17 protein-coding genes, 1 tRNA gene and 2 rRNA genes (1 of these 20 cut by a window edge) are annotated in these 26,871 nt (G+C 40.7%); 17 read left to right on the top strand and 3 right to left on the bottom strand.

What is annotated here, in order from left to right:
- The 8 genes from IPZ59_RS00455 to IPZ59_RS00420 all read left to right on the top strand — a co-directional run.
- Window positions 1-1,660, top strand: a 23S ribosomal RNA gene (locus IPZ59_RS00455); it begins 1,225 nt to the left of the window's first position.
- Window positions 1,661-1,827: 167 nt separating this feature from the next.
- Window positions 1,828-1,939: ribosomal RNA gene (gene rrf / locus IPZ59_RS00450) — 5S ribosomal RNA — on the top strand.
- Between the two features lie 1,510 nt (window positions 1,940-3,449).
- Entirely contained in the window at window positions 3,450-5,585 is a 2,136-nt protein-coding gene (locus IPZ59_RS00445) for a M3 family metallopeptidase (RefSeq protein WP_236137926.1), read from the top strand.
- Between the two features lie 153 nt (window positions 5,586-5,738).
- The gene (locus tag IPZ59_RS00440) at window positions 5,739-6,548 is read left to right on the top strand and encodes a glycoside hydrolase family 16 protein (RefSeq protein WP_236137925.1); all 810 of its coding nucleotides are present in this window, start codon (window positions 5,739-5,741) and stop codon (window positions 6,546-6,548) included.
- Window positions 6,549-6,767: 219 nt separating this feature from the next.
- Window positions 6,768-9,194, top strand: a complete 2,427-nt coding sequence (locus tag IPZ59_RS00435; RefSeq protein WP_236137924.1) for a TonB-dependent receptor — start codon at window positions 6,768-6,770, stop codon at window positions 9,192-9,194.
- A gap of 205 nt (window positions 9,195-9,399) precedes the next feature.
- Window positions 9,400-11,670 carry a catalase/peroxidase HPI gene (gene katG / locus IPZ59_RS00430; protein WP_236137923.1) on the top strand — a complete coding sequence of 757 codons (2,271 nt, stop codon included), beginning with the start codon at window positions 9,400-9,402 and terminating at the stop codon, window positions 11,668-11,670.
- Window positions 11,671-11,892: 222 nt separating this feature from the next.
- On the top strand, window positions 11,893-12,330 hold the full coding sequence (locus IPZ59_RS00425; protein ID WP_236137922.1) for a DUF2116 family Zn-ribbon domain-containing protein: 438 nt from the start codon (window positions 11,893-11,895) through the stop codon (window positions 12,328-12,330).
- Window positions 12,331-12,364: 34 nt separating this feature from the next.
- Window positions 12,365-13,141 (top strand): EcsC family protein, encoded by a 777-nt coding sequence (locus IPZ59_RS00420; RefSeq protein ID WP_236137921.1) that lies wholly within the window; start codon window positions 12,365-12,367, stop codon window positions 13,139-13,141.
- Here the strand turns inward: IPZ59_RS00420 and IPZ59_RS00415 are convergent.
- Window positions 13,086-15,008, bottom strand: coding sequence for a tetratricopeptide repeat protein (locus tag IPZ59_RS00415; RefSeq protein ID WP_236137920.1), 1,923 nt, complete (start codon window positions 15,006-15,008; stop codon window positions 13,086-13,088). The genes IPZ59_RS00420 and IPZ59_RS00415 overlap by 56 nt on opposite strands.
- A gap of 212 nt (window positions 15,009-15,220) precedes the next feature.
- Here IPZ59_RS00415 and IPZ59_RS00410 point away from each other — a divergent pair, with 212 nt between their 5' ends.
- Together IPZ59_RS00410 and IPZ59_RS00405 are read left to right on the top strand one after the other, a co-directional pair.
- Window positions 15,221-17,083, top strand: coding sequence for an SLC13 family permease (locus IPZ59_RS00410; RefSeq protein ID WP_236137919.1), 1,863 nt, complete (start codon window positions 15,221-15,223; stop codon window positions 17,081-17,083).
- Window positions 17,084-17,256: 173 nt separating this feature from the next.
- Window positions 17,257-17,341 (top strand) — tRNA-Ser (locus tag IPZ59_RS00405).
- A gap of 206 nt (window positions 17,342-17,547) precedes the next feature.
- On the opposite strand, the gene IPZ59_RS00400 is transcribed toward IPZ59_RS00405, so the two are convergent.
- Together IPZ59_RS00400 and IPZ59_RS00395 are read right to left on the bottom strand one after the other, a co-directional pair.
- On the bottom strand, window positions 17,548-17,832 hold the full coding sequence (locus tag IPZ59_RS00400; protein ID WP_189586464.1) for a hypothetical protein: 285 nt from the start codon (window positions 17,830-17,832) through the stop codon (window positions 17,548-17,550).
- A 166-nt stretch (window positions 17,833-17,998) separates the two neighbouring features.
- Window positions 17,999-18,541, bottom strand: coding sequence for a hypothetical protein (locus IPZ59_RS00395; RefSeq protein ID WP_236137918.1), 543 nt, complete (start codon window positions 18,539-18,541; stop codon window positions 17,999-18,001).
- A 308-nt stretch (window positions 18,542-18,849) separates the two neighbouring features.
- Here IPZ59_RS00395 and IPZ59_RS00390 point away from each other — a divergent pair, with 308 nt between their 5' ends.
- The 7 genes from IPZ59_RS00390 to IPZ59_RS00360 all read left to right on the top strand — a co-directional run bounded on the left by IPZ59_RS00390 (window position 18,850) and on the right by IPZ59_RS00360 (window position 26,849).
- On the top strand, window positions 18,850-19,206 hold the full coding sequence (locus tag IPZ59_RS00390; RefSeq protein ID WP_236137917.1) for a DUF5683 domain-containing protein: 357 nt from the start codon (window positions 18,850-18,852) through the stop codon (window positions 19,204-19,206).
- A gap of 38 nt (window positions 19,207-19,244) precedes the next feature.
- The gene (locus tag IPZ59_RS00385; RefSeq protein ID WP_236137916.1) at window positions 19,245-20,669 is read left to right on the top strand and encodes a MotA/TolQ/ExbB proton channel family protein; all 1,425 of its coding nucleotides are present in this window, start codon (window positions 19,245-19,247) and stop codon (window positions 20,667-20,669) included.
- An 11-nt stretch (window positions 20,670-20,680) separates the two neighbouring features.
- Window positions 20,681-21,421, top strand: coding sequence for an OmpA/MotB family protein (locus IPZ59_RS00380; RefSeq protein WP_236137915.1), 741 nt, complete (start codon window positions 20,681-20,683; stop codon window positions 21,419-21,421).
- Complete coding sequence (locus tag IPZ59_RS00375) at window positions 21,418-22,245, top strand: HNH endonuclease signature motif containing protein (protein WP_236137914.1); 828 nt, start codon at window positions 21,418-21,420, stop codon at window positions 22,243-22,245. Before IPZ59_RS00380 ends, IPZ59_RS00375 begins: the two co-directional genes overlap by 4 nt.
- A 95-nt stretch (window positions 22,246-22,340) precedes the next feature.
- The gene (locus IPZ59_RS00370) at window positions 22,341-25,220 is read left to right on the top strand and encodes an SNF2-related protein (RefSeq protein WP_236137913.1); all 2,880 of its coding nucleotides are present in this window, start codon (window positions 22,341-22,343) and stop codon (window positions 25,218-25,220) included.
- 129 nt (window positions 25,221-25,349) lie between these two features.
- The gene (locus tag IPZ59_RS00365) at window positions 25,350-25,685 is read left to right on the top strand and encodes a type II toxin-antitoxin system RelE/ParE family toxin (protein ID WP_236137912.1); all 336 of its coding nucleotides are present in this window, start codon (window positions 25,350-25,352) and stop codon (window positions 25,683-25,685) included.
- A gap of 42 nt (window positions 25,686-25,727) precedes the next feature.
- Window positions 25,728-26,849 carry a HigA family addiction module antitoxin gene (locus tag IPZ59_RS00360; protein WP_236137911.1) on the top strand — a complete coding sequence of 374 codons (1,122 nt, stop codon included), beginning with the start codon at window positions 25,728-25,730 and terminating at the stop codon, window positions 26,847-26,849.
- Window positions 26,850-26,871 lie beyond the last annotated feature (22 nt).

Raw genomic sequence — 26,871 nt, 5'->3', positions numbered from 1 at the left:
TTCCAACGGCGGCGAAGGTACATGGTAATGTGTGCTGGAGCTTTTGGAAAAGCAAATGTAGGCATAAGTAACGATAATGCGGGCGAGAAACCCGCACACCGATAGACCAAGGTTTCCTGATCAACGTTAATCGGATCAGGGTTAGTCGGGTCCTAAGGATAACCCGAGTGGGGATTCCGATGGCAAATGGGTTGATATTCCCATACTGTATATACAGGTGATGGAGTGACGGAGTGATGAAAGATCCGCGCGGTGACGGAATACCGCGTTAAAGCGAGTAGGTATTGGTTTTGTGTAAATGCGCAAGATTAGCCGAACGTGATAGTACCGGGAGTCTACGGACGACTGGATAGTGATCCTAAGTGCTTCCAAGAAAAACTTCTAGCGTTAAGCGTATATGCACCCGTACCGCAAACCGACACAGGTGGTCAAGGAGAGAATCCTGAGGTGCTCGAGTGAGTCATGGCTAAGGAACTCGGCAAAATGGCCCTGTAACTTCGGGAGAAGGGGCGCCTACCCAAGCGATTGGGAGGCCGCAGTGAAAAGGCCCAGGCGACTGTTTAGCAAAAACACATGGCTTTGCGAACTCGAAAGAGTATGTATAAGGCCTGACACCTGCCCGGTGCCGGAAGGTTAAGAGGGGATGTTATCGCAAGAGAAGCATTGAATTGAAGCCCCGGTAAACGGCGGCCGTAACTATAACGGTCCTAAGGTAGCGAAATTCCTTGTCGGGTAAGTTCCGACCTGCACGAATGGTGTAACGATCTGGGCGCTGTCTCAGCCATGAGCTCGGTGAAATTGTAGTCACGGTGAAGATGCCGTGTACCCGCAACGGGACGGAAAGACCCCATGAACCTTTACTGCAGCTTAGCATTGGTATCGGGTAAACGATGTGTAGGATAGGCGGGAGACTGTGAATTGGCGTCGCCAGGCGTTGAGGAGTCGCTGTTGAAATACCGCCCTTTGTTTGCCTGGTATCTAATCCCGAGTTTTCGGGAGACATTGCTTGGTGGGTAGTTTGACTGGGGTGGTCGCCTCCAAAAGGATAACGGAGGCTTCCAAAGGTTCCCTCAGCACGCTTGGTAACCGTGCGTGGAGTGCAATAGCATAAGGGAGCTTGACTGTGAGGCCTACAAGCCGAGCAGGGTGGAAACACGGGTATAGTGATCCGGCGGTACTGTATGGAAAGGCCGTCGCTCAAAGGATAAAAGGTACTCTGGGGATAACAGGCTGATCTCCCCCAAGAGCTCATATCGACGGGGAGGTTTGGCACCTCGATGTCGGCTCGTCACATCCTGGGGCTGGAGAAGGTCCCAAGGGTTGGGCTGTTCGCCCATTAAAGTGGCACGCGAGCTGGGTTCAGAACGTCGTGAGACAGTTCGGTCCCTATCTGTTGCGGGCGTGGGAAGTTTGAGGAGCTCTGACCTTAGTACGAGAGGACCGGGTTGGACTGACCGCTGGTGTACCGGTTGTGGTGCCAACTGCACTGCCGGGTAGCTACGTCGGGAAGGGATAAGCGCTGAAAGCATCTAAGTGCGAAACCCCCTCCAAGATGAGACTTCCAAACAGGGCCGTCAGAGACGATGACGTTGATAGGCTGCAGGTGTAAAGTCAGAGATGACATAGCCGAGCAGTACTAATTGCCCGAAAACTTACTTTCTCGAATGCTGTTGCATTCTCTACGAAACATGATCAAACTAGAGGCTAGAGTCGAGAACCAAGAGTCAAGACCGGGTTACTCCAGAGAACAAAGATATTATAGATTGAAGACAGAAATACAGGATGGGTTAGTCTCATGTCTAGTGTCTTATGTCTCACATCTAAAGATTAGGCGGCCTAGCGCAGGGGTCCCACCTCTTCCCATCCCGAACAGAGAAGTTAAGCCCTGCAGCGCCGATGGTACTGGGGTTACACCCGGGAGAGTAGGTCGCCGCCACATTATTGAACCCTCAGATGAAAATCTGGGGGTTTTGTGTTTGTAGGCTGTTAGGATAGATTTTTAGGGATAGCAACTGATATATGCCTGCGGCGATATAAAAGGGCAGGAAGTAGAGGAGATTGTTTTTTGTGTATTACTTTACATCGTAGCGTAGCGTTCTTTGCGCTTTATCGTTGCGTCCGTTGCGATAACCATTGCTGGGATCTTTTAACCGCAGAGAACCCAGAGTCTTTCGCAGGGGTCGCGGAGGGAGAAACGAGAGATTTTTAGGGATAGCAAATGATATATGCTACGCGATATAGGTGGATATATGCTAGCGCGATATATTTGGGGTCAGCAAACAGAGGAGATAGTTTTTTGCGTATTACTTTACATCGTAGCGTGGCGTTCTTTGCGATTTATCGTTGCGTCCGTTGCGTGAAACTTTGCGGCTTGGCGCCTTTGCGAGACACCCAAAGTTACGGGTTACTGATGTTAGAAAATTCCGAATGATGAACTATTGGTTCACTGTTGATTCCCCCTTTATCCTTTCACCTTTACCCTTTCTCCTAAATCACTTAATTAACCAATCACTCAATCAACTTAACAAATGGTAACACCCGGGAGAGGAGAGCCTGTCCCGAGGATCGGGATCGCCGCCACATTATTGAACCCTCAGGAGAAATCTTGGGGGTTTTGTGTTTTTATGCTTTACCGAGAGATTGTTAGGGATAGCAACTGATATATGCTGACGCGATATAAATGGATATATGCTGACGCGATATATTAGGGGGCAGCAAACAGAGGAGATTGTTTTTTGTGTATTACTTTACATCGTAGCGTAGCGTTCTTTGCGCTTTATCGTTGCGTCCGTTGCGTGAAACTTCGCGGCTTGGCGCCTTTGCGAGACACCCAAAGTTACGGTTTACTGATGTTAGGAAATGTCGAATGATGAACTGGTGGTTCACCGTTCACTCCCCCTTTATCCTTTCACCTTTACCCTTTCTCCTAAATCACTCAATCAACCATTTACTCAATTTACCAATAAACTTAACAAATGGTTACACCCGGGAGAGGAGAGCCTGTCCCGAGGATCGGGATCGCTGCCACATTATTGAACCCTCAGGAAAAATCTTGGGGGTTTTGTGTTTGTAGGCTGTTAGGATAGATTTTTAGGGATAGCAACTGATATATGCTGACGCGATATAAATGGATATATGCTGACGCGATATATTCGGGGGCAGCAAACAGAGGAGATAGTTTTTTGTGTATTACTTTACATGGTAGCGTGGCGTTCTTTGCGCTTTATCGTTGCGTCCGTTGCGTGAAACTTTGCGGCTTGGCGCCTTTGCGAGATACCCAAAGTTACGGTTTACTGATGTTAGAAAATTTCGAATGATGAACTGGTGGTTCACTGTTCACTCCCCCTTTATCCTTTCACCTTTACCCTTTCTCCTAAATCACTCAATTAACCAACAACCAATCACTCACTTTCCGTATATTTGTAAACCAAACCCAAATACTAATTTCTATGAAAAAAATGATGTTGATGGCTTTGGCTGCGGGGACAATGATGTTTTCCTGTGGACAAAGTGAAGAAAAAACAGATATGAGCAACCCATTCTTTGAGGCCTATAATACGCCGTTTGAAGTTCCGCCGTTTGAAACCATACAAAATATGCATTTTGCGCCTGCACTTCGTGAAGGTATCAAAGAGCAGCAGGCGGAAATCGATGCCATCGTTAACAATACAGAAGAGCCTACGTTCACCAATACAATCGAAGCCTTGGAATTTTCAGGAGCTTTGCTGGCTAAAGTAAGCACAGTATTTGGTAACTTAAATTCCGCCAATACCAACGATGAATTGCAGGCGATTGCAAGAGAAATGGCTCCGGAATTGTCTCAACATGCGGATAACATAACCTTGAATGAAAAACTCTTCGAGCGCATCAAGTCTGTCTACGAAAATCAAGAAAAGTTCGGTTTAAATGCTGAGCAAAAGCAGTTACTAGAAAAGGCCTATAAAAGATTCGTTAGGAATGGGGCTAATTTAAATGATTCTGATAAAGAAAAGTTACGAGAAATCAATAGTAAACTGTCTGTACTGAGCCTTCAATTTGGTCAGAATGTATTAGCTGAAACCAATGCATTTAAGCTTATTGTGGATAATGAAGCAGATTTGGCGGGATTACCTCAGGAATTAAGGGATGCGGCGGCTGCTGATGCAAAAGCAGCAGGTGACGAAGGTAAGTGGTTGTTTACACTACAAAATCCAAGCATCATGCCTTTTTTACAATATGCTGAAAACAGGGAGTTAAGAAAACAAATCTGGAATGCATATCAGATGCGTGGGAATCAAGGAACGGATAAAGATAATAAGGCTGCCTTGATCGAAATGGCCAATCTGAGGAGAGAAAAAGCTCAATTGCTAGGCTATGAAACGCATGCAGATTATGTTTTAGAAGAATCGATGGCAAAAACTGCTGCTAATGTTTACAAACTTTTGAATCAACTCTGGGCACCTGCTTTGGCAAAAGCAAAGGAAGAGCGTGCTGAAATGCAGGCCATGATTGTTGCAGAGGGTAGCGATTTTCAATTGGAGCCTTGGGATTGGAGATTTTACGAAGAGAAATTAAGAAAGCAAAAATTCGATTTGGATGAGCAGGAAGTAAAGCCTTATTTTTCTTTGGAAAAAGTGCAAGAAGGCGTATTTATGGTGACCAATCGCTTGTTTGGTTTGACATTCCATGAAATTGCTGATATTCCTACCTATCATCCAGAAGCTAAGGCTTATGAGGTAAAAGAAGCTGATGGTAAGCACCTAGGCGTATTGTACATGGACTTTCATCCCAGAGCTTCGAAAAGAGGAGGTGCTTGGATGACCTCATACCGTCCTCAGCAAATGGACAATGGTGTTCGCAAGGCCCCCGTAATTTCCATTGTATGTAATTTCTCGAAACCAACGGGTAATGCACCCGCTTTGCTTACATTTGATGAAGTGACTACTTTCTTTCATGAATTTGGGCACGCACTTCATGGCCTGCTTTCTAATGTGCAATACAGAAGTATGGCAGGCACTTCTGTCCCGCGAGACTTTGTAGAGCTGCCATCGCAAATCATGGAAAACTGGGCAACTGAACCTTCTGTAATGAAATCGTATGCCAAACATTACCAAACGGGTGAAACGATTCCAGATGCGTTGATAGCAAAATTGACCAACAGTGGTACGTTTGGACAAGGCTTTGCTACCACAGAATACTTGGCAGCGTCTTTATTGGATTTGGATTATCATACCCAAAAGTCTGCTATTAATATGAATGCAGATGATTTTGAAACTGAAAGTATGCAGAAAATTGGTTTGATAGATGAGATTATTCCACGCTATAGAAGTACTTATTTCCAGCATATATTCTCAGGAGGCTACTCCAGTGGCTATTATAGTTACATTTGGTCAGGTGTCTTGGATACAGATGCTTTCCAGGCGTTTAAAGAAACAGAATTGTTTAATCAAGAAAAAGCCACTGCTTTTAGAAAGGAGATTTTAGAAAGAGGAGGTACAGATGAACCAATGAATATGTATGTGAATTTCAGAGGTGCTGAACCAAAAATTGATGCATTACTTCGCAAGCGAGGTTTGGATCAAGTGAAAGTGGAGAGAACCAAGTAAATTATTTTGGAAATTGACAAAAGACAAAAAGGGCAGGATTCATTCTTGCCCTTTTTGTTTTATTGATTAGTTGAAAATTAATGAAAATCTTTTTTTGATAGCTAAAATAAATTGATAACATTCGTAAATCATATGCATATAGATATTAAAACTATGTTCAAAGATTCTATTGGTATACTCATTATGGCTTTATTATTTGGGAATGGTCTGTTTGGCTGTGGGTCGACTGAATCAAAATATTTGGTTTGGTCTGATGAGTTTGAACAAGATGGATTACCTAATCCCTCTAAATGGTCTTATGATGTGGGTGATAATGGTTGGGGTAATAATGAACTACAATTTTATACTGAGAAAAATCCCAAAAATGCACGGGTAGAAGATGGTGTTTTGATTATTGAAGTACACAAAGATAGTACCTATGAAAAAGGATATACTTCCGCCAGATTATTGACACGCGGGAAAGCTTCTTGGACTTATGGATACATTGAAGTGCGTGCAAGAATGCCACGAGGTCTAGGATCTTGGCCTGCTATTTGGATGCTTCCGGAGGAGAAAGTCTATGGGAATTGGCCGAAGAGCGGTGAGATTGATATTATGGAACATGTAGGCTATGAACAAGGAGTGGTTCATGGAACAGTACATACGGAGTCCTTCAATCACATGAGAGGAACTCAAAAAGGTATGCAAGTAGAACTACCTACCTGTTCGGATGAGTTTCATGTGTATGCGATTGATTGGACTGAGGATAAGATCGATTTTTTTATTGATGGTGAAAAATACCACACCTTCCAAAATACTCAAAATGGAGAATCAGATGAGTGGCCTTTTGATCAAAGCTTTCATTTGATTTTTAACGTGGCTGTTGGCGGTAATTGGGGTGGTTCTAAAGGGGTAGATCCCACTGTATGGCCCCAACGAATGGAGATTGATTACGTTCGTGTGTATAGTCAAAATCCTTTTTAGAGAAAAAGGATTTCTCTCAGAATCCGCCTTTATTTTATGTTCTAAGTTGATGGTCAAATTTTTTATAAAGGAGATCAAGAAAGCTAGTTGATCCATAACTTTCTGTTATGATTTCCATTAAATTTTTTCATTTATAATTAATCTAAATAAATACACAAGGAGTCTTTCATTCTCTTACATTTGCACCCTATTTGAACTAAATCTAAATAAAGGCAAGATATGAGAATTAGCTGGTGTTTGGTGCTTATTTTCTTTTTACAACAATCTGTATTTGCTCAAAGGGCAGCAATCAAAGGATTGGTTACTGATGAAAACAATGATCCAGTGGTGGGGGCTGCAGTATTGCTGGACGGAACGGTAAGGGGTGTTCAGACGGATGCGTCTGGGTACTTTCAGATGCGTGACATTAACTCAGGGAACTATACCTTAAAAATCAGCATGCTAGGCTTTAAGGATTTTAAAGTACAATTTGAATTAGGGGATCGAGAGCAAAAAGAATTTTCAGTAGCACTCGAAGAGGATCCCTTATTGTTGGATGCTTTTGAGTTTTCAGTAAGCAGGGGGATTATGGGACAGGAGCGATTGCCAGAAGTGGATCGTTTCCGCATCAATGCTGGTAAAAAAACGGAGGTTATCCGAGTTACTGAAATCAATGCCAATTTGGCTATGAACAATAGCCGTCAGATTTTTGCTCGAACACCTGGGATATCCATTTGGGAAAACGACGGTTCGGGAATACAATTGGGAGTTGCCTCGAGAGGGCTGAACCCCAATCGATCTTGGGAATTTAACGTTCGTATGAATGGATACGATATTACTCCAGATCCGATGGGCTATCCAGAGGCCTATTTTACACCTCCAATGGAAGTAGTAGAACAAATTGAAATTATCCGTGGAGCTTCTTCTTTACAGTATGGCTCTCAGTTTGGAGGCTTGATGAATTTTGTCATGAGAAAACCTGATAAGTCTACTCGCTTTACTTTTGAAACACTCAATACGGTAGGTAATGACGGGATGTTTAGTACATTCAATTACTTAGGAGGAACTGAAGGGAAGTGGAGTTATACGGCCTATTACCAAAAAAGGAGGGGGAATGGCTGGAGAGAAAATGGATTCTTTGATACTGATCATGCCCATGTAGAAGTTAATTATGCTGCAAGTAATCGGTTGATGCTAGGGGTGGAAATGACTTATATGAATACTGAAAGTCAGCAGCCTGGTGGGTTGACAGATGAGCAATTTGAAAGAAACCCTCAGGAAAGTACCCGTGCAAGAAACTGGTTTAGCACACCTTGGTTTATTCCGGCTTTAACAGCCGAATACATTCTAAGTGATCAAACGAAGTTTAGCTGGAAGGCTTTTGGGACATTTGCAGAGAGAAACTCTATCGGCTTTATGAGTCCCATCTTTCAAGAAGATGATATGGGTGGTCGTCAAATTGATCGTGATTTTTATACTACCTACGGATCCGAATTACGCATGACTCATGATTATGTCCTATTTGGGAAAGCCCATACCTTGGCTGCTGGTCTCCGTTATTTTAATGGATTTATTGATAGAAGGCAGTTTGGTCAAGGGGATAACGGTACTCGTATGAACTTTGACTTGGTCGATGGGGGTATTTATCGACGGGAATTAGAGTTTACCAACATCAATCATGCTGCATTTATTGAGAACGTATTTCGTTTCAACGATCGATTTTTGGCAACTGCCGGCTTGCGTTACGAGCGAATATTTTCCAATATGGAGGGTTTATTCAACGTGGTTAATGACGCAGAGGTACTGCTTTTACCGCAGCAGACTACAAGAAACTTTCTGTTAGTTGGTGTTGGAGCTGAATATAAAGTGACAAGAAGTACGGAATTCTACACTAATTTCTCTGAAGCCTATAGACCTGTTTTGATTTCTGACTTAACTCCACCTGCCACGACAGACATCATCGATCCTAATTTGCAGGATTCTCGAGGTTTTAATTTTGATTTTGGCTACCGTGGAGCTATTCAAAATTGGATGAAGTTTGACGTCGGCTACTTCTATTTGAATTATGCAGATAGAATTGGGACCATTGCACAGCTGGGCCCTGATGGAAGAATCAATCAATTCCGTACCAATTTAGGAACTTCTGTGAGTCAGGGTTTTGAAGGCTATGTAGAATTTGATCCTGTGACCGCTTTGTCAAAAACATCTCGCTTTGGTTACGTACATCTGTTTGCCTCCCTCGCCTTCGTTGATGCAAGGTATCGGGATTTCCCGGTAACCACGGTACGAGAGGGAGCCATTATCGAGGGTAATCTGAATGGAAACAGGGTAGAAAATGCGCCGAGAAGAATCAATCGCTATGGAGTTACTTATCGCTATAATAAATACTCTGTGACATGGCAATTAAGTGATATCGGTGATGCATTTGCAGATGCTTCCAACACAGTAACACCGAATGCTGCTGCTACTGTTGGCTTGATTCCTGCTTATCGGGTGCAGGATATTTCCGGATCGGCTAATCTTGGAAAAAGATATATTTTGAGAGCTGGAATCAACAATCTTTTGAATGAGATGTATTTTACCAGAAGAGCCGGAGGGTATCCAGGGCCAGGTATTATGCCTGCTGATGGTAGAACATTCTTTATAACTTTTGGTCTTAAGCTTTGACAAGAATATAAGATTAAATTTATGACAACTGCCTGTTAACTAGAAGCCTCCACTTGGGAGGCTTCTGTTATTTTATAGATTTTGTGTATGGATTTGGTCTGTTTGTAAGCTTTTGTCTATCATTGATTGATTCTTTCAATTTTCAAGAAGGGGTATTAAGGATTACTTTTGTTTATTGAATAAATCACCTAAAAACACGATACAAATGAAAAAATCCATGTTGATTTTTGGATTACTGTTCGGCTTTATTTTTGGAGCAGTAGCACAAAAAAATTACGAAGGCGTCGATGGCTGGTCAGGAGCGACTAAGCGCAGTCCAAGCGCTGCAAATGTTGCGCAAAACTCTGATTGGTGGCCGAATCAATTAAATCTAGGAATATTGAGACAAAACTCATCTTTATCCAATCCAATGGGAGATGAGTTTAATTACATACAAGCATTCAATTCGTTGGATTATGCTGCTTTGAAGAAAGACTTGACGGATTTGATGACCGATTCACAAGATTGGTGGCCTGCTGATTATGGACATTACGGAGGTTTGTTTATCCGTATGGCATGGCATAGTGCAGGTACATACCGGACTGGTGATGGTAGAGGTGGTTCAAGAGCTGGACAACAGCGATTTGCACCATTAAACAGCTGGCCAGACAATGCCAATTTGGATAAAGCAAGAAGATTGCTTTGGCCAATCAAGCAGAAATATGGAAATAAGATCTCATGGGCTGACTTGATGATATTAGCAGGTAATGTGGCGTTGGAATCGATGGGCTTCGAAACCTATGGTTTTGCAGGAGGTAGAGATGATGTTTGGGAACCAGAAATCGATGTTTATTGGGGTGCAGAAAGCAAGTGGCTAGACGATGCTGCGAGATATTCTGAAGGAAGAAAATTAGAAGATCCCCTTGCAGCTGTTCAGATGGGCTTGATTTATGTAAATCCAGAGGGACCTAATGGTGTTCCAGATCCACTGTTGGCAGCTCATGATATCCGAGAGACCTTTGGAAGAATGGGTATGAATGACGAGGAAACAGTGGCTTTGATTGCCGGAGGACATACCCTAGGAAAGACTCATGGAGCTGGACCTGCGGATCATGTAGGCCCTGAACCTGAGGCTGCTGGTATTGAGGAGCAAGGCTTTGGCTGGAAGAGTTCTTACAAGTCTGGGAAAGGTGCGGACGCGATCACCTCAGGATTAGAAGTGATTTGGACATTGACCCCTACCGAGTGGTCTATAGGCTATTTTAAGAGTTTATTTGAACACGAGTGGGAATTGACCAAAAGTCCTGCAGGTGCACATCAGTGGGTGGCAACCAATGCCGAAGTACTCTATCCAGATGCTTTTGAAGAAGGCAAAGGGCATACGCCTACCATGTTAACCACCGATTTGTCCTTGAGATATGATCCTGTTTATGAAAAAATCTCCAGAAGATTTTATGAAAACCCAGCTGAGTTTGATGAAGCATTTGCTAAAGCTTGGTTTAAATTGACTCACAGAGATATGGGTCCAAAAACCACTTATTTGGGTCCGGAGTCTCCTAAGGAAGATCTAATTTGGCAAGACCCAATTCCAGCAGTTAATCATCCTTTAGTAAATACCCAGGATATTGCGGCTTTAAAGATTGCTTTATTAAATTCCGGTTTGTCGATTTCAGATATGGTTTCTACTGCTTGGGCTTCTGCATCTACTTATAGAGGTTCTGACAGAAGAGGTGGTGCCAACGGAGCGAGAATCCGACTAGCTCCTCAAAAGGATTGGGAAGTGAATAATCCAGCAGAGTTGCAGCGGGTGTTGGCTGTTTATGAAAAAATTCAGGCTGATTTCAATGCTAAGTCAAGGAACAAAAAAATATCCATGGCTGATTTGATTGTACTAGCTGGTTCAGCAGCGGTTGAAAAGGCAGCTGCAAACGCTGGTCAAAATATAACGGTGCCATTTGTTCCGGGACGTATGGATGCTACGCAAGAGCAAACAGACGTAGAGTCTATGAATTTGTTGGAGCCTATGGCAGATGGTTTTAGAAACTACCTTAAGACTCAATACACGATTTCTACAGAGGAATTACTAGTAGACAAAGCGCAATTATTAACCTTGACAGCACCTGAAATGACCGTATTGGTAGGTGGAATGAGAGCCTTGGGGGCAAACTATGACGGATCTAATCATGGAGTATTCACAGCAGCAAATGATCAGTTGAATAATGAATTCTTTGTCAACTTGTTGGATATGAGTACTGAGTGGAAAGCCTTGGATGATACTAAGGAAAAATTTCAAGGTGTTGATAGAAAAACGGGTGCTGCAAAATATACAGCCACTCGCGCAGACTTGATTTTTGGTTCACAATCTGAGCTAAGAGCGTTGGCAGAAGTATATGCACAGCAAGATAACCAAGAAAAATTCATTCAGGATTTTGTAAAAGCTTGGACAAAAGTGATGCATTTGGATCGTTTTGATCTAGTCTATCAGGCTACAAATTAATCAGCTAAAAGCTTTAAAATTTATTGAGAGCTGAAGTCCACGGATTTCAGCTCTTTTTTGTTCCAAATATTATTTTAAATTGATCGAAAAATTATCCATAAAATTTTAAATTGAAAAAAATGAATCAAAAAATACCCAATTTTGGGTATTTTTTCGAATGATAGTTTTGTTTATGTTTGAAATGCTGAAACATAAGGTTTTAACTATTTTAATTTTCACACCATGTACACTATCAAGAATTTTTGCCTGTACTGCGGAAAGCTTGTTCGTGGTCGGTCAGACAAGAAGTTTTGTGATGATTATTGCCGCAATAGCCACAATAATCATAGGCGCTCGGTGGATAGCGGGGAGGTTCGGACCATCCTTAGCATCTTGAAAACAAACCAAAAAATTTTAGCAACAGTACTCCGGGATGGAGAGGAGTTTGCTAAGGTTTCTTTTGTGAGGTTGTGTGAATTGGGGTACAATTTTAAGTATCATACCCATACGAATGTGTGTAAACATAGTTTATCCTATCAGTTTTGCTTCGAACGAGGCATTTATCGGATAAATAAAGATTGGGTCATTGTGCTAAGGGATTTGGGAGACTCTTATCTCAGTGAGTTTAGTTCTAAACTCATTCGAGAGTATCCTTCATCCAACCAACAAAATTTCGCGTAAAAAAGTGTATACGTAAAATTCCTGCCTTGTTTTTGTGAGCAATAGCAAGGCAGGAATTTTATTTTTTGTAGCTTTCCGTATGGGGAAAAGTGAATCTACCTACGAACAACTTGCCTTGGCTGAAATGATGGCTTGGCTCATGGAAGTAAAGCAGCGGCCAAGTATCATGGGTATTGTAACTGCTGGAGCTCAGCAGGCGTTCAATACGATTATCCCAGATAAAGTTCATCAAGCGATTACATTTGCTATGGAAAAAATGGTGAAGGCAGTGTTGGTAGGCAATCAATATATTACAGGGGATCCCTTCCATACAGCAAACTTGGTGGATCGTGAAACCAAGGTAAAGGATATCATCACCCTCTATCAACGGACCGCAAGCGTGGAAGGTGCCGTGACAGGTGCAGGGGGGATTTTACTAGGATTGGCTGATTTACCTGCTTTTTTAATGATCAAAATGAAGATGCTTTTTGAAATTGCCCGCCTTTATGGGTATGATACCTCCAACTTACAGGAGCGTATTTTTTTATTGTATGTTTTTAAACTTACATTTTCTTCTCAGGAAAGCAGAAATGAAACCATTCGGTTGTTGGAGAATTGGCAAGACTATGTAGGTCGATATCCTGGGCATGTTGAAGCCTTCGATTGGCGAGCCTTTCAATTAGCTTATAGGGATTATTTGGACTTGGCGAAGCTGTTGCAGTTGATACCTATCATCGGTGCGGGGGTAGGGGCCGTAACCAATTACAAGTTAAGTGCTAAGCTTGGGCACTTTGCCATGCAGGCCTATAGGATGAGGTATTTTGATCTTTGATAGTGGTGGTAAGTGGGAATTGCAGGATGAAGGTAGTTCCTTTGGTTAAGGAACTCTCTATTTGTAAAGCACCACCGTTGATTTGAATGAATTGCTTGACTAAGTAGATGCCGAGTCCGGTACCGGTCTCATTCGATGTGCCGGGTGTGCTTGAAGCCATTTCTACGGAAGATTCCAGTATTTTTCTTTGTTCTTCCGTCATTCCTTTCCCTGAATCCTGAATATTAATTGCAACTGTATTTTTGTGTAAGGTATATTGAATGTGTACTGTACTTGCTACTGGGGAAAATTTTATAGCATTATGAAATACATTTTGAAGGATGATTCGAAGGTGGTTTTTATCGAGGTAAGCAGTAGGGAGTTCGACGGCTTGGTGTTCTACCACTATATTTTTGAGTTGAATCTGAAAATCAAACCTTCGGATGATTTCCTGCATTTCCTTACGTAAATCCACACTTGAAGGTGAAGTCTGCAGACCTTCCAACTGGGATTTAGACCATTCTAATAGGTTGTTGAGTAGACGATCTGTTTGATGTACCTGTTGATACATCATGTCTTTAGCTTTCAGTTTTTCTTCCTCTGAGAATAGATTTTGTTTTTCCAATTCCATAAATTGTTTGATGGAATTGAGTGGGGATCGGAGGTCATGGGAGAGGATAGAGAAGAGTTTGTTTTTTGCCTGATTGATCTCATTAAGGGAGTTATTTTGCTCTTCAATCTGCCTTTTCTGTTCTTCTAAAATATGATTAGCTTCTGCTAGATCCTCGTTTAGCTTACTTTTTTGACGGTTGTTGCGAATAATCACCCAAGTGCCAATTCCTAACAAAGCAATAAATATGATCAAGATCCCAGAAATAAAACTGTACAGATTATTTTGTTTCTGAATCGCTGCCTTTTCTTGGTTAAGTTTCAGATTCTCCGAATTAGCCAATTGAAGTTTTAAAAAGTTGATTTCGGTTGCTTTATCTCTGCTATACAAACTATCGCCCATTTGCTTATTGATTTTGGCAAATGCCAAGGCCTTAGAATATTGTCCTAACTGTTCATAAACTTGGGTAAGCACAGCACTTGCACGCTGTTTGTCCCAAAATGCACCTACAAGTTTTGCGCTTTCATAGCCTTGCAATGCATACTTAAGCGCTTCATTCATTTGGTTTTGTTTGAGCAAAACTTCTGCTATTCCAGTATAAGCAAAGGCCTGTTCCCATGAATTGGATTCAGCTGCTTGCAGAAGTACCTGCTCGTAAAGTTGAAAAGCAAGTTCTAAATCTTCCAATTGGTAGTAAACATAAGCCAGCCTGTTGGTACTCATCATTCCGAGGGTATTGTCGGAGGTTTGAATCGACATGTTTATCGCCTTTTCCAATTGTTCAATAGCCTCAGGGAATCTTTCAAGTTCTGATAATCCCAACCCTAAGTTAAAATGGGTCCGGATCATACTTACGGAGTCCTGCACTTCATAAGAAAGTGCCAGGCATTTCTCCCAATAATTCACAGCTGATTGGTAATTGTGTTGTGCTAATTCGATTAGGCCAAGCCCATTCATAGCCCTGATCAAATCTGTCTTTTGATTGATGGTATTTTCGAGAAGGGTATAGGCTTTTTTGTAATCTCCCATAGAGGCCACATAGCGTCCTGCTACATAGTTGTTGCCTGCTCTATGGAGGAGTATTTGTGCTTCAAAGTCAGTGAAAAGACCTGTTTCTTTGGCTATTTTTTCAGCTTCATCGATAAAAAAGTGGGCGGAGTCCACTGAACTATACCGTTTTCCTATTCCCTTTTGAATCAACTGTTCAATCCTATCTTTTTGAGCATAGGTATTAAGAGATATCAATAAAAAAGCAAAGGTAACTAGGAATACTCTCACGGCTAATTAAATTCAAAGACTGATGTTTAGACATCTAAATTGAAACATTTTATCGGGATTTGGAAGTCGATGGAGTGCTATTTCTAAAATTAATTATGAATCTATCGGGTTTATATTGAAGATAATTTAAAATTTACGTCAATATTCCCATTTTTACATTTGAAAATAGGTGAAATAGATGGTCTTATTTGGCAACATAATTTTGTTACTGTATGCGTGAATTAGTTCTTTTGGATGATTGGAATTGGGAATTGCTTTTGGTTTTGGGGCTTCTTTTTTCGGCCATCATTATGTTTGTTCAAAATAAGCCCCGCATGGATGCGGTAGGAATGCTCATGCTTGCAGCCTTGCCCCTTACAGGGATTTTGAGTATTGATGAGGCATTGACAGGCTTCAGTGATCCCAATATTGTGTTGATTGCGCTTTTGTTTGTTTTGGGTGAAGGGCTGGTGCGTACTGGAGTTGCCCGGGATATAGGTGATTGGATTTACCAAAAAGCAGGGAATCAAGAAACGAAATTACTGCTTTTGTTGATGGTTTCGGTTGCAGGGTTGGGTTCGGTGATGAGTTCTACTGCAATTGTGGCTATTTTTATACCGGTTGTTTTGAGGATTTCTTCAAATACAGGGATATCTCCCAGCAAGTTGATGATGCCGTTGAGTTTTGCTGCATTGATCAGTGGGATGATGACCTTGATTTCTACGGCTCCTAACCTCGTGGTAAACTCCGAATTGGTTCGTCAGGGATTGGATGGGTTTTCCTTTTTTGCGATTACTCCTTTCGGAATCGCTATTCTGCTGATGGGGCTAGGCTACATGGTTTTTGCAAGAAAGTTTATCCCCGACCGGTCTGCTGGAAAGAAAAGTAAAAAGAAACGTCCTACGATTGATGATTGGATGCACAAATACAAACTTAGGCTGCGACAGTACCGATTAGAGGTGCAAGAAGATTCTTCATTGTTGGGTTTGAATTTTGATGCATTGGATTTTTCAGAGCGTGGACTCCATTTGTTTGCCATCGAACGTAGAGATAAACGGCAGACCGTTTTTCACCGTCCCAGTAAACAGATGGCCTTGCAAGAAGGAGATGTACTTTTACTTGATGTAGCAGATCAAGGAGTGCAACTTTCTAAATTCACGAAGCAATATGGACTAAAAAGGCTACTCTTAACAGATCGAAAGCGATATATGACCGATTTGTCACAAGAGCTTGGAATGACAGAGGCAATTATCCCGGTCAACTCCCCTTTGGTAGGTCAGACGATTCATGATGCCCGAGTGCGTTCGGATTCGGGAGTGACGGTACTGGGTTTGTGGAGGGCAGATGGCTTGATTGAAGATACATTTTTGGATGAAGAAATTCGGGTAGGGGATACCTTGTTGATTGCAGGTTTTTGGGATGATATCAAGCGTTTTCAGCAAGATGATCGTTCGTATGTGGTCTTGTTGCACCTGCCCGCCGAGTTTGATGATATGTTGCCAGCCCGTACGAAAGGCCTACATGCGATAGTGATTTTGGCTTTGGTTGTGACTGCCATGGTCACCGGAATTATACCGAATGTGTTAGCGGTCTTGATTGGAGCTTTATTGATGGGGCTATTCCGAATCATTGACATGAATAGTGCTTATAATGCCATTTCTTGGAAGAGTTTGGTATTGATCGTTGGCATGATGCCATTTTCTTTAGCCTTGCAGCGAACTGGCGGAATTGAGTTAGCCTCTGATGTATTAGTCGATTTAGTAGGGGATTCTGCTCCTCGGGTGGGAATAGGTGCGTTGTTTTTGATTACGGCAATATTAGGGTTGTTTATATCCAATACGGCTACAGCTGTCTTGATGGCACCTGTGGCCATTTCCATGGCAATGGAGTTAGGCGTGTCTCCTTATCCCTTTGCGATGGCAGTGACCTTGGCAGCTTCTTCTGCCTTTATGACCCCGGTATCTTCTCCTGTCAATACCTTGGTAGTGGCTCCAGGGAATTATGCTTTTGGGGATTTTGTACGGATGGGGGTGCCATTTACGATTCTGATTTTACTCTTAAGTGTTTTCTTGATTCCAGTGTTTTTGCCATTTTAAGCATAGATGCTTGGTTGGCTTCTTGAATACGATGGACAAATGAGAAAAAAAGAAATTTGAAAATCAATAGGTTAAGGAGAATTTGAAAATTTAGGGTTATATGTATTTGTAAATTGTTTCTTTACCCGTACATTTGCAATCCGTAAAGCAGTCAACTGCTTTGAGACCAAAATAGAGGAGTGGCAGAGTGGTCGATCGCGGCGGTCTTGAAAACCGTTGTACCGTGAGGTACCGGGGGTTCGAATCCCTCCTCCTCTGCACAAAAAGGCTGAGCATTTGCTCAGCCTTTTTTGTTTGAGTCGTCGGGAGCCACCCTACAACCTGGCCCAAGCCTAAAAATGTCCACTGGACATTTTCTTAACGGCTTGTCCTCTCCTCCTCTGCATTCAAATGCTAAGAGTTAGTTTAGCTTTTTTCATTTCGAGTCGTCGGGAGCAGCCCTGCAACTTGGCTCGTCGCTAAATTCAATCCAAATTCACCTCATCCTTTCCAATTCCATTGATGTTCATCAGGCGGGAAATGGTATCATCCATTTCCTTGCAAAGTGCGATCATGCTTTGGATATTGCTGTCGTCTATGTCTTCGAAATGGGCATATTGAAATTCGAAAACGTCACCGATTTCAAAAGCATCATTGATTTCCTTGAGATGGTTTGTCATCGCTAAACTTACAATACAGCCAAATACCTTTACCCTTGCTTCCCAAAGTTCATTGATGCTGTTAATTAATTGTTCTCTGTATGTATCCATTTTCTCTTGCTTGTTTCCGACATTGTTTCAACTGGGTACCTATTTGAAAGGAGCGGGCACCAAATGATAAAGCAAAAAAAGTAAATGATTGATTATTAATATAGGTGTAACTATATATCTTGGTACTAAACTAATGGTAGGTACCTGCTTTTTATCAGGAAGTGCTTTATAAATATCTCCACGTGTATTTATATACTTTGGAATTATACGTTGGGTCTTCAGTAAGTTCGATTTTTTCAAGATGAATTTCACAATTTAAAAAATAATTAATAAAATTTTCAAGAGTTTTCCATGGAAGGTTTAATATAGTGCCGCTTAGCGACTTGCCAATAGAATATTTATTGAATAATGGATTAAGCCTCGCAACAAATAAGGCTGGCGTTCCATCTGGATCAATGTAAGAAATGTCTTCTTTATATTTAAAGTGAACATCTGCAATAAACCTACCTGAATAGTCGTACTCTCCTTCGGCAAGCTCTTTTCTTACATTGATTATTTTATAGAATCCTTCAATCATTGCCTGAGGTGAAGATGCAAAGGTATGAAAGTCTTCATTAGTGTAGTTTTTTGTCCCCACTGAGAGCATCAAGTAACCCTTATTTGTGGTAACATCGATTGGTTCTGGTTTTGTCATCCAAGTACCTAAATAGTAATAGAGGGTTTGGCCATCAACCACTTTTGTAGGACAATTTGAAAGGTCAATATTCATAATGATCAAAAACTATTGGTTGCAAGGTTAAATCTGTTTTCAATAATTATTCAAGATCATTTATACTGTAAATGATTTAAATACATTTGTATGTAATTTACAATTATCTACTCTTATTCCAAGCTTTAGATATTGAAAGATTCTACGTAAATACAATTAGCAAATGTCATACGTTATCACTTATCTACAAAAACCGACACTTTTGGTCTATTTTGCTACGCTTACTCAATTTGCAGTTTTGTAAAATTATTTTTTAGTACTTTTCACCTTAGTTTGTAGAACAATGTAAAGAAGTTGTAAAGTAAAAAATGGAAGAAAACCAAAAGAAATGTCCCTTCTGCGCAGAGCTTATCAATCGGGATGCTATCAAGTGTAAGCACTGTGGGGAGTTTTTAGATAGTAGTTTAAGACAAGCAAGGAAAACAGAAAGTCAGGTATTTATTAACGCACCTCAAGAACGGAAATGGAGTCCAGGAGTAGCTGCACTCTTAAGCTTTATAATTCCAGGTGCTGGGCAGATGTATAAAGGAAATATTTTTACAGGCCTTGTTTGGCTGATTTTTGTAATAATTGGTTACATGGCACTCGTGCTACCCGGAATAATTCTTCATCTGATTTGTATTATTTCGGCAACCTCAGGAGATCCTAATCGTGATGGTGGTTAAAAATGATCAATTAATTCTTTTAAAAAATTATTTTATCGATGGATAATTATCAATTATTTATAGGCGCATTATTTCTTACTTGGATTATTGTTTCGGTTAGGTTAATGCTAACCATTCGTAAGACTAAAGATATTCATTCAGTAAATCCATATTTATATGATTCTATACCAAGCGTCTTTACAACTTTAGGGGTTTTAGGGACTTTTTTAGGTATTTATATCGGTTTAATCGATTTTGATGTTAATAATATCAATGAAAGTATACCTCTTCTTCTGGAGGGTTTAAAAACTGCATTCTTGACCTCTATTATAGGAATTGTTTTTTCAATAGGATTTGGGAAGGCGTCAAAATTGATTTACGGAAAGATTGAATCTAACCAACCTCCAAAACCATCAGACGAGATCTCAGCGCTCAATGAAATTTTAATTGCTATTAAAATGGGGCATGATAAAAATCAATCGGTATTTAAATCCCTTCAAGCTGCTATCAATGGAGAAGGTGATGAATCATTGGCAACACATCTCACAAAAATCAGGAATCAAAACTCGGATTTATTAAAAGAGACTGAAAGCCAAAAAACTGCCTTTGACAAAATCCAGAAATCCTTGGGAGGAGATGGAGAGACGAGTTTATTGACGCAGCTTCAAAAGTTGAGGTCCGAGCAAAATGAATATTCTCAGGCTAACAAAAAAAGCATTGAATGGATCATTGAGTCCATGGGTAAAAACAATAAAGTTATCGAGGAGAAATTCAACGAGTTCGCGGTTCTATTGGCTAAAAACAATACAGAGGCGCTTGTCGATGTCATGAAGAAAGCGACAGAAGAGTTTAATAATCAAATGTCAGCATTGATCAATAAACTCGTTCAAGAGAATTTTGCAGAGCTCAACAACAGCGTTAAAATGCTGAATCAATGGCAAATGGAAAATAAAGAAATGATTGCCAAGTTGACTGATCAGTTTAAGGGGGTGTCTAATGATTTCTCAATTTCTTCAAATGCCTTGAAAGAAGTAGCCCTAAACACTTCTACGCTAACGGACAAAAACAGTCAGTTGGCACAAATAGTAGATTCACTCAAGAAGGTAATGGTGGACGATAAGAAGTTCTCTGAGATTACCACTAAAATTGCTGATACAGTAGAAACCCTAAAAACGAATACAGAGGCATTTGATGCGACTACTCAGCAGCTCAATCAATGGGTCAAGAAGCAACGTGATTTTTCGGACAGTGTGGCCAAACTCCTTGTTAAACTTGAAGAGGTCGAGAAAATCAAAGATATCAACGAAGTGTTTTGGAAGAACCTGAAATCCCAGTTAAACGACGGCGTAAGTATTATAGAAAAGTCCATTAAAGATTTGGACAATGAAGTTCAGGAGATTCATGGTCATTTCTATACCAAGCTTAATGATACCTTCCAAAATCTGGATAATTTGATCCAACGAGTAATGGCTCAATATAGATAATCTCAAAAACTATGTCACTTACCAAAAAAGGCTCCAAATCCGAAGAAAGCAACTGGGTTTCTTTCTCCGATATCATGACAGGTTTGATGGTTATCTTCATGTTTATAGCCATTTCCTACATCTTGGAAGTTCAAAAAAAACAGGAAGAAAGGGACGAACTTTTTGAAGAATTTCAGGCAACAAAAGAAAGTCTTTACAATGCCTTAGACAGTGCTTTTCGAGAAGATTTTAATAAATGGAAAGTAGAACTGGATAAAGATCTTTCTATTAAGTTCACAAACCCAGATGTTCTCTTTGCATCGGGACAAACGGAAATCAGGCCGTATTTCAGAGAGATCTTAGATGAGTTCCTGCCCGTGTATTTTGAGATTGTGTTACAGGATAGGTATCGTGATAAAATTTCTGAAATCAGAATAGAAGGACATACAGATCAAGTACCCGCATACAACTTTGATACAGATCCATACATTGGCAATATCAAGTTGTCTCAGCTTCGATCTGCTCAGGTGTTAAAGTATTTTAGAAATATGGACTTCTTTCGCTCCCTTCCTGAGGAATCCGTTCAGTTGATTCAGTTTTGGTTGACGGCTAATGGTCTTTCGTATGGGCGTACATTGGATGATAATAAAAATCTAACAAGTGAAACTGGCTTGCCAGTGAATAACGAGTTTTCTCGTAGAGTGGAATTTAGGATTGTCACGACCAGTGATAAGCTTGTAGAACGGGTTATTCAAGAGCTTTCAGGAAGATGAAAAATAAGGTGTTTGATCTCGATTTGTATAAGTTTCAAAATTTGTCCAGAGCATTGGATAAATGGGGATTTCCTACAATTGATTTTGAAAGCGGATTTAAGGTCATCAAAGGTGTTGATTTTGAAAAAGCCTATAAAGCAGGAAATATTCGATTTGAAGATGATGGGATTTACCTTGATTTTGAAGATCTTAGCCTGAAGGGATATATGTTTATCAGAGAACCATATATTGAAAAGTATGGATCATATCCACGTTTTCATATTGTGAAATGTAAAACAATAGAAGATTTTTTACATAAAGGTCTTTTTGATAAAAGGTATGATTTTTCAAACTCTGAAATAAATGACCTAATAGATAAGACTTCAGGCAATTTGTATAAAGACGAAGAGCTTAATTTGTGTAGTAACTGTCGCACACTTCTTAACTCTGAAATTGATACTACCAGAGATTTTTATGAACTACTTGGAGATTTTGAAAAGGTGGATGACATTGAAGTTGATATTTTTGGATATCAAAAAGGTTGGGATCAATTGAGTAGGGCATTTAGGGAAATGCATGACTATACATGCGAAGAATGTGGAATACAGGTTAAAAAGGCCTTAGACAAGCGTTTTATCCAAGTCCATCATGTGGATGGGGATAAAACAAATAATTCTGAAAACAACTTAAGGTGCCTGTGCATCCTTTGCCATGCAAACCAAGACGAAAGGCATAAGGAAAATTTCAGTAAAGGATCAAGGAATATTGACTTAAATAGCTTTGTTGAAAAATATAAGGATGAACTAATGGGAATTAGTAATCCTTTCTTCAAAATTAAACGGTAATAAAATTTTTCTCAAAGTTTCGGGAGATTTTTATTGGTATTTGTAGTTAAAACCAATAATAACTTTCTTAGCGAATTCATAGAAACCATTTAACCATGTCCCTTACCCCCTACCACGCCAAATATTTTGCCTTTGAACTGACCAAACGGGTGGCTTCCGATTCGGTGGAAAAACTGGCTTCTGCGCTGGTGGATGCCCAAGTGGACCTTAACCCCCATCAGGTGGAAGCAGCACTTTTTGCGTTTAGATCGCCTCTTTCCAAAGGAGCTATTCTGGCCGATGAGGTGGGCTTAGGGAAAACCATTGAAGCTGGTTTGGTGATCTCACAAAAATGGGCTGAACAAAAACGTAATATATTAATTATTTCCCCTGCTAACCTTCGGAAACAGTGGGGACAGGAACTCCAAGATAAATTTTTCCTTCAGGCACTCATTTTGGAATCTAAATCCTTTCAGGAAGAAATTAAAGCAGGAAATCTCAATCCTTTCGATCAAAAAAACAAAGTGGTCATTTGCTCCTACCAGTTTGCCAAATCAAAAGCTCCTTACCTCATGCATACTCGATGGGATTTGGTGGTCATAGATGAAGCTCATAGGTTAAGAAATGTTTACAAACCGGGTAATATCATTGCCAGAACAATAAAACAGAGTTTAGAGCCTTTTCCAAAGGTTTTGCTTACGGCCACTCCTTTACAAAATTCCCTGTTGGAACTTTATGGCTTGGTTTCTATTATCGATGACCACGTATTTGGGGACCTGAAAAGTTTCAAAGCCCAATACAGCCGTGTAGAGAACCATCCAGATCCCTTGGTCTATGAAGAACTGAAAGAAAGGATACAGCCCGTCTCTATCCGAACGCTAAGAAGGCAGGTATTGGAATACATTAAATACACGGAGCGAAAGGCATTCGTGTTTGAGTTTTTTCCCTCCGATAGGGAGCAACAATTATACAATCTGGTCTCGGCCTATTTGCAAAGACCCAAATCCTATGCCCTTCCTGCATCCCAACGAAAGCTGATGACTTTGGTCATGAGAAAGCTCTTGGCCTCCTCCTCATTTGCGATTTCGGGTACTTTTAGAAAAATGCAGGAACGATTGGGAGAGATCTTGAAGCGTCATGAAGACCGGGAAGAAAGTATCTGGGAAAGCTACTTGGAAGCGGAATACGAAGATTATGATGAGCTGAAAGACGAATGGGGAGAAGAGGAAGAAGCAAAGAGTAATGAAAGTTGGTTCACGGAAGATGAGTTATTGGAGGTCAAAGAGGAATATGAGCTCCTAGGAACTTTTGCTGAGCTTGCTGAATCCATCGAAGTAAATGCTAAAGGTGAAAAACTGGCAGCTGCCTTGGAATCTGGTTTTAAAGAGGCGGAAAAAAGAGGAGCTCCCAAGAAGGCCATCATTTTCACGGAAAGTAAGAGAACGCAAGAATACCTGGCCGAGCTTTTGGGTAGAAAAGGGTATGAAGGAAAGATAGTCTTATTCAACGGTACCAATGCAGATAAAGCTTCCAAGAAAATTTATCAACATTGGCTGGCTGCTAATCAAGGTTCTGATAAAGTCACAGGCTCTCCCACAGCAGACATGCGAGCGGCTCTGGTGGATGAATTCAAGGAGCGGGCCCAAATCATGATCGCTACGGAAGCGGCGGCGGAAGGGATCAACTTGCAGTTTTGTTCAATTGTCGTCAACTATGATATGCCTTGGAATCCTCAACGGATCGAGCAGCGCATAGGAAGATGCCATCGATATGGGCAAAAGTACGATGTCATTGTGATCAACTTCCTGAACAAAAGAAATGCAGCAGATGAACGGGTGTACAAACTCCTTCATGAAAAGTTCAATCTTTTCAATGGGGTTTTTGGAGCAAGTGATGAGGTTTTGGGCACCATAGAATCAGGTGTTGATATAGAGCGGAAAATCGCCCAAATCTATCAGGAATGCCGTACCGAAGAGGAGATCAATGAGAGTTTCAATCTTCTTCAACAGGAACTGGAAGTCAGCATCAACCAACAGATGCAGCATACCAAGCAAAAGCTCCTGGAAAATTTCGATGAGGAGGTTCATGAAAAGCTACGGGTGAATCTTGCTGCCAGTAGGGAATACATCAGCAAGTACGAAAACATGCTTTGGAACTTGACCAAATATTCCCTTCAAGATGAGGCGACTTTTGATGACGAAAACTTGGTATTTGAAGTCACTCCATCTTCAAAAGTAACAATCCAAGGCATATTTAAATTGGGGAAGAATGCCGCTGAAAACCAATTCACCTACCGAATCCAGCACCCTTTGGCCCAACAGGTAATTGCCCAATGGGAAAATGCCATTTTGGATACGCAGGAGGTGCTATTTGATTACACGAATACGCCTAAAAAAATATCCGGATTGGAATCCTTGGTTGGACAATCCGGTTGGTTGAAGTTCAGCAAACTTTTTATCAAATCCTTTCAGGATGAAGATTACCTGATTGCTTCAGCCATTACCGATGAAGGCTACACCATTCCTGCAGAATTGGTGCCCCGCTTTTTTTCATTGCATGCTGAAGTAATGGGTCCAGCTTCTCCCAGCCAGGAATCTCTGGGCCAGCTAGCAAGTATCAGCGAAGAGCTATGCGAAGAAATGAGAGCTTATTCCATGGAAAAAAACACAGCCTATTTTTCGGAAGAGTACGAAAAGCTGGACCATTGGGCGGATGATATGAAAATCAGTTTGGAGAAGGAACTGGCTGATCTGGATGCAGAAATCAAATTAAAGAAATCCGAAGCCCGTAAAATCACCGAACTCAAAGCAAAGGTCTCTGCCCAACGGGAAATCAAGGATTTGGAAAAAGAGAGAAATGAGAAACGAAAAAAACTCTTTGAGGCCCAAGATACCATCGAACAACAGAAAGAAAAATTGTTGTCCGAGGTAGAAAGTCAATTGAATCAGGAGGAAAAAATAGAGGAGTTATTCCTTATAAGGTGGAAAATTATATAACTGATAAGCAATACATTATAATTAATATTGACCATTTTTAGGACATCAACCTCCTCTTTTTTAACATTTTTTAGTAATTTTATTTTAACCTTTAGGGTTAAAGAAAAAAAATTAACCACTATATTTGTAATGAAGATTAACTACCAACCTAAAAAACTCGAAAAAACCACGCAAGACTTAAGGGCTATTTCCAAGAATTATGGAACTAGGGCAAAAAAAGTAATACAAAGGCTTGAAGATATAAAAGCTGCCGAAAATCTGGAGGTATTAAGAAAGATTCCAGGAGCAAGGTGTCATGAATTAAAAGAAAACTTAAAAGGATATTTAGCAGTGGATGTATCTGGAAATCATAGAATCATTTTTAAACCAGACCACGATCCTCCCCCGAAAAAGGATGATGGAGGCCTTGATTGGGGCCAAGTGACAGCAATAACCATAATTGCTATTGGAGAAGATTATCATTAAATCCAATAGATTGCAATAAACCCAAAGCAAAACAGAAACCCTATGAAACTAAGAACCCTCGGAGATATACAGTTGGCGAAAGAATTAATTTCTCCGCCAGGTGATACCCTCTTGGAAACCATTGAATACAAAGGTATATCCCAAACAGAGCTTGCCAAAAGAATGGGACGGCCTATCAAAACCATCAATGAAATCATCCAAGGAAAAGCACAAATCACTCCCGAAACAGCCATTCAACTGGAAAGGGCACTAGATATTCCTGCTAGCTTTTGGCTAGAGCGTGAAAGGAACTACAGATTGGAATTAGCTGAAATTGAAGATGCAGAACAGCTGATCCAGCAAAAGGATTGGTTGAAAAACTTCCCCATTAAAGAAATGATGGCAATGGGTTGGCTTATCCCCAAGTCCAAAGAAATAGTCGATCTTATGGATGCCTTGCTAAAATTCTTTGGAATTGGTGGCAAAGATGCATTCTACGAAGCGACCTGTTATGCCTACATCGAAAATTCAGCATTTAGATTGACCAATCAAGAAAAAAAGAATCCATATGCATTGGCCGCTTGGCTGAAACAAGGAGAAAAACAGGCTGAGCGGTTGGATGTTGGGAAATTTGATAAAAAGCTTTTCAAATCCAATCTTGAAAAAATTAAAGATGTTATGGTAGCACACCCAGAGGATTTTTTTGATCAACTTCAGCAATTATGTGCAGAAGCCGGAGTGAAACTTGTGTATACTCCCAAACTTCCCAATAGCAAAGTCCATGGTTCAACCCGTTGGATTAATGATACTCCTTTGATTCAGCTTTCGAATCAATTTAAGAGGAACGATATTTTCTGGTTTACCTTCTTTCATGAGGCAGGTCATATTCTAAAGCATGGTAAAAAAGAGTTGTTTGTGGAAGGTCTTTCATACACCAGGGAAGGGGAAGAAAAAGAAGAAGAAGCAAACCAATTTGCAGTAGAGTTTATCTTTAGTGAAAAAGAGGAAAAGGAATTTATGGATTTAGCCAAAGTAAAAGGCCTAACAATAGACTTGGTTTACGCTTTTGCCAAGGAAATACATACCCATCCTGCTATTATTGTGGGGAGATTGGAACATAAGGAAATATTGAGTCATGGGCAAGGGTTGATGCATGGGATAATTGAAAAAATTGAATTAGGTTGATATGGATTTTCCCAAATTTGAT

Origin of the sequence: Mongoliitalea daihaiensis, from assembly GCF_021596945.1 — a bacterium.
GTDB classification, from domain to species: domain Bacteria; phylum Bacteroidota; class Bacteroidia; order Cytophagales; family Cyclobacteriaceae; genus Mongoliitalea; species Mongoliitalea daihaiensis.
The sequence above is the reverse complement of the archived record's forward strand: the minus strand, read 5'-3'. Positions and strand labels throughout refer to the sequence as shown.

Coding starts and splice junctions, on each gene's coding strand:
- IPZ59_RS00445 (WP_236137926.1), top strand. CDS start 3,450: ATGAAAAAAATGATGTTGATGGCTTTGGCTGCGGGGACAATGATGTTT.
- IPZ59_RS00440 (WP_236137925.1), top strand. CDS start 5,739: ATGTTCAAAGATTCTATTGGTATACTCATTATGGCTTTATTATTTGGG.
- IPZ59_RS00435 (WP_236137924.1), top strand. CDS start 6,768: ATGAGAATTAGCTGGTGTTTGGTGCTTATTTTCTTTTTACAACAATCT.
- katG (WP_236137923.1), top strand. CDS start 9,400: ATGAAAAAATCCATGTTGATTTTTGGATTACTGTTCGGCTTTATTTTT.
- IPZ59_RS00425 (WP_236137922.1), top strand. CDS start 11,893: ATGTACACTATCAAGAATTTTTGCCTGTACTGCGGAAAGCTTGTTCGT.
- IPZ59_RS00410 (WP_236137919.1), top strand. CDS start 15,221: ATGCGTGAATTAGTTCTTTTGGATGATTGGAATTGGGAATTGCTTTTG.
- IPZ59_RS00400 (WP_189586464.1), bottom strand. CDS start 17,832: ATGGATACATACAGAGAACAATTAATTAACAGCATCAATGAACTTTGG.
- IPZ59_RS00395 (WP_236137918.1), bottom strand. CDS start 18,541: ATGAATATTGACCTTTCAAATTGTCCTACAAAAGTGGTTGATGGCCAA.
- IPZ59_RS00390 (WP_236137917.1), top strand. CDS start 18,850: ATGGAAGAAAACCAAAAGAAATGTCCCTTCTGCGCAGAGCTTATCAAT.
- IPZ59_RS00385 (WP_236137916.1), top strand. CDS start 19,245: ATGGATAATTATCAATTATTTATAGGCGCATTATTTCTTACTTGGATT.
- IPZ59_RS00380 (WP_236137915.1), top strand. CDS start 20,681: ATGTCACTTACCAAAAAAGGCTCCAAATCCGAAGAAAGCAACTGGGTT.
- IPZ59_RS00375 (WP_236137914.1), top strand. CDS start 21,418: ATGAAAAATAAGGTGTTTGATCTCGATTTGTATAAGTTTCAAAATTTG.
- IPZ59_RS00370 (WP_236137913.1), top strand. CDS start 22,341: ATGTCCCTTACCCCCTACCACGCCAAATATTTTGCCTTTGAACTGACC.
- IPZ59_RS00365 (WP_236137912.1), top strand. CDS start 25,350: ATGAAGATTAACTACCAACCTAAAAAACTCGAAAAAACCACGCAAGAC.
- IPZ59_RS00360 (WP_236137911.1), top strand. CDS start 25,728: ATGAAACTAAGAACCCTCGGAGATATACAGTTGGCGAAAGAATTAATT.